We start from the raw sequence: 2,932 nt of genomic DNA, 5'->3' as shown, positions 1-2,932 counted from the left end.
AGCGTCGACCTGCCGCCGGTCGGCGAGCAGGTCGCCACCCCATCCACCATTGGGACAGTCACTCCCACACGCCCTCCGCGCCCGCTAGCAGCCGGTCCGGCTACGGCGAGCGCCTAGCCTCCACGGCGCAGCTTCCCACCCAACCCCAGGCCGCAGCGCCCCCCATTCGCACTAGTGCCGCCAGGAACGCCATCGGGCCAATCTCTCCCAATCAGGCACGCCACGCTGCGCTTCATTGGTCTGATACGCACAGTCCATCCACATACAACCCGGTCAGGCCGGCGGACTAGCACAAAACGGGACTTCTTGCAAACGACAAGCAGCCGTTTTCGCCAATTCGGTTCTTGGGAAACCTCCTGCCTCAGTTCCGCCGACCAGCCGGAATCAAACAACAATGCATCCGTTCGCTCTCGAACAGACCCTGATAAACGAATGGAGCTTTCAATGCACAACACCAATACCCCACGGCGGACGAACACCTCGGCGAGCACGGGACTGCCGGCTAAGCGGATTCTGCAAACCCGACAATGGATACGTGCGAACGCCGAACCTCAAGCGCGGCAGTCCAGCCATTTGCCTGCTCATGCCAATACAACTGGCTCTCTGATCGGTTGCGAATCTGCGCGCCTCGGTGCGCGAGACATCCCCACCGATCTGACCGAGTTGGTACGCCTTTCGACCGTACGACAGATCACAGGAATCAGCCGGCCCCAAATCTACCGTCTCATGCAGTTGGGCCGATTTCCAAACAAAATCAAGATCGGCCGGTCTACCGCGTGGGTCCGTAAAGAGATCAACGATTGGGTACAGCAGCGTATCGCTGAGCGCGATTCCGCTCTGGCAGCCTGACCATGACAGGTGCAAGCATGAACACGCACGATCTGTTTCCGTTGAATCCGGTCGAATGGCCGCGCTCAAAAGATGCCGCCTCAGCAAAAATCGCTGGGGTTTTTGAGAAACTTGCACGGGCTAAAGCAGTTCACCCCATTGCATCGGCCAAGGGTCTCACCAAGGCCGTAGGTTTTGAGTGTACTGCCCCATTGATGGTCGGCGACGTCGACTGCTCCAACGCACTCGCGTTACCGATTTGGGATAAGACTGGGAAATCCTGCAATGTCCTCGTAGCCTACACTACCGACAGCGGTCACGCGGAACTCACCATTCCGGGCGCTCAAATCGAAGGCGGATACATCCATTTCGGCGCCGAGTCTAGCGACTTACCGACTTATGTCGCCACGGATTGGGCGAGTGCCGCGGCCATTCACGAGGCGACTGAAGCGCCGGTCGCATGCGCGATGTACACTGACAACCTCCACGAAATTGCCGCAGACCTCCAAGCGAGGTATCCCGGTAATGAAATGATCATCTGCGCCGGGACGACCGATGGTCCCAGCCGCCGTATCGCCACTGACACGGCTGCTCACCTTGGCATCAAGCTCGCTGTAGCGGAGGATGGCGGCTCCTTCATTGAATGTTATAGAGCCCTTGGCTCAGAAGGCGTTGTTCGTAGCCTCAAAGCCGCCACCGTGCCGGACAGCTTTGTGTTCGGCGCGCAGGTCAGCGACCCACTGGATCCACCCGCTCCAACTCGCTGGCCAGGGCAGCACGTGAACGGCAGCGTGATGGCGCAGCATGCCGCGATGCTCATCATGCGCCACCTGATCGTGGACGCCTATGTCGCCATTGCAATCGTCCTCTGGGCCCTGGCAACGTATTTCGTTGACGTCATCCGCGTCGCACCGCTGCTTGCATTCTTCTCGCCCGTCAAGCGGTGTGGAAAAACAACTGCACTAGGTCTTCTGAAAAGCCTCGTGTACAGGGCCTATGCGGCATCCAACTTGACGCCGGCTACGCTATATCGCATGCCTGCGCATAACAAGCCGACGCTCCTTATTGATGAAGCCGACACGTTCTTCGGCTCCCGGGAACTGACCGGCATCATCAACTCTGGTCACACGCGGCAGGCGGCATCCATCACCAGAGTGGAACGAGGCCGTAATGTCTCGTTTAGCACGTTCTTCATGAAAGCCATTTTCGGCATTGGGCATCTGCCGGAAACGCTGGAGGACCGGTCGATCCTAATTGAACTGCAACGCAAGCGTCCGGAAGAAATCGTGGAAATGCACGTGCCGTCTGCAAACGATGCGTTTGCTCCTGTACGCGCCTGCTTCGCCAGACTGGCACATGAACATGCAATCGAAGTCCGAAACGCCACCAGGAATCCAATTAACCTCGGCAACGACCGGTTCTCGGACAACTGGGAGCCGCTGCTTGCGGTCGCGAGCATCTTAGGCAGCGACTGGGTTGAACACGCTCGCCATGCGGCAACCAAGCTTTCGGCACGGACCGATCATCGAGATCATGCTGGCCTGGAGGAACTGCTCAGCGACATCAAACTGGCCTTCGAGTCGGCAGCAGCCTCGAAGCTCTCGACCGGCCAGTTGCTGCAGACCTTGTCCTTTGACTCCGAAAAGCCGTGGGGCAGGTTCACGCGTGGCGGTCCGATCACAGCACATGACCTCGCTCGGCTACTCCGCCCCCTGCACATCAGGAGCGTCAACATTCGCACCGAAAGGTCGCCGGGTGACGTCGGCCCCGCCCCTTCGCTAAAGGGGTACCACCGCCGGGACTTTGAGGACGCATTCGCCCGATATCTCCCTGGTGATCTGGGTGAGCGCGACGAAGCTGACTAAGCAAGCGATTCGGCATAGGCTGCCACACCGCCACAGTTACTGCCTACTGGCTATTTCTCAGGCGCGGGGTGCAGTGTGGCGCACGATCATCATCAGGAATACCAGCGGGAGAGATCAGCTACCCGAACCGGTCATGTGAAGTAAAAGCAGAGGGTTTTTTGATTAGCGGTCGCGGCCGCAGGCGCGTGAGCCGGGACCCGGCGAGGTCAGCCCGCGACCGGTCATCAAAAAACCGTTTG

General features: G+C 59.2%; 2 protein-coding genes. Both read left to right on the top strand.

Translation table 11 applies throughout. The annotated features are described in order from the left end of the window. Positions 1–444: 444 nt before the first annotated feature. Positions 445–849 carry a helix-turn-helix transcriptional regulator gene (locus ACYP5B_RS30450; RefSeq protein ID WP_459572147.1) on the top strand — a complete coding sequence of 135 codons (405 nt, stop codon included), beginning with the start codon at positions 445–447 and terminating at the stop codon, positions 847–849. Between the two features lie 17 nt (positions 850–866). Continuing rightward, the gene (locus tag ACYP5B_RS30445) at positions 867–2,693 is read left to right on the top strand and encodes a DUF3631 domain-containing protein (RefSeq protein ID WP_459572146.1); all 1,827 of its coding nucleotides are present in this window, start codon (positions 867–869) and stop codon (positions 2,691–2,693) included. Positions 2,694–2,932: the final 239 nt, after the last annotated feature.

Source organism: Cupriavidus sp. 8B, from assembly GCF_054589115.1.
The sequence above is the reverse complement of the archived record's forward strand: the minus strand, read 5'-3'. Positions and strand labels throughout refer to the sequence as shown.

What these genes read in the sequence shown, in the direction of transcription:
- ACYP5B_RS30450 (WP_459572147.1), top strand. Translation starts at nt 445, where the DNA reads ATGCACAACACCAATACCCCACGGCGGACGAACACCTCGGCGAGCACG.
- ACYP5B_RS30445 (WP_459572146.1), top strand. Translation starts at nt 867, where the DNA reads ATGAACACGCACGATCTGTTTCCGTTGAATCCGGTCGAATGGCCGCGC.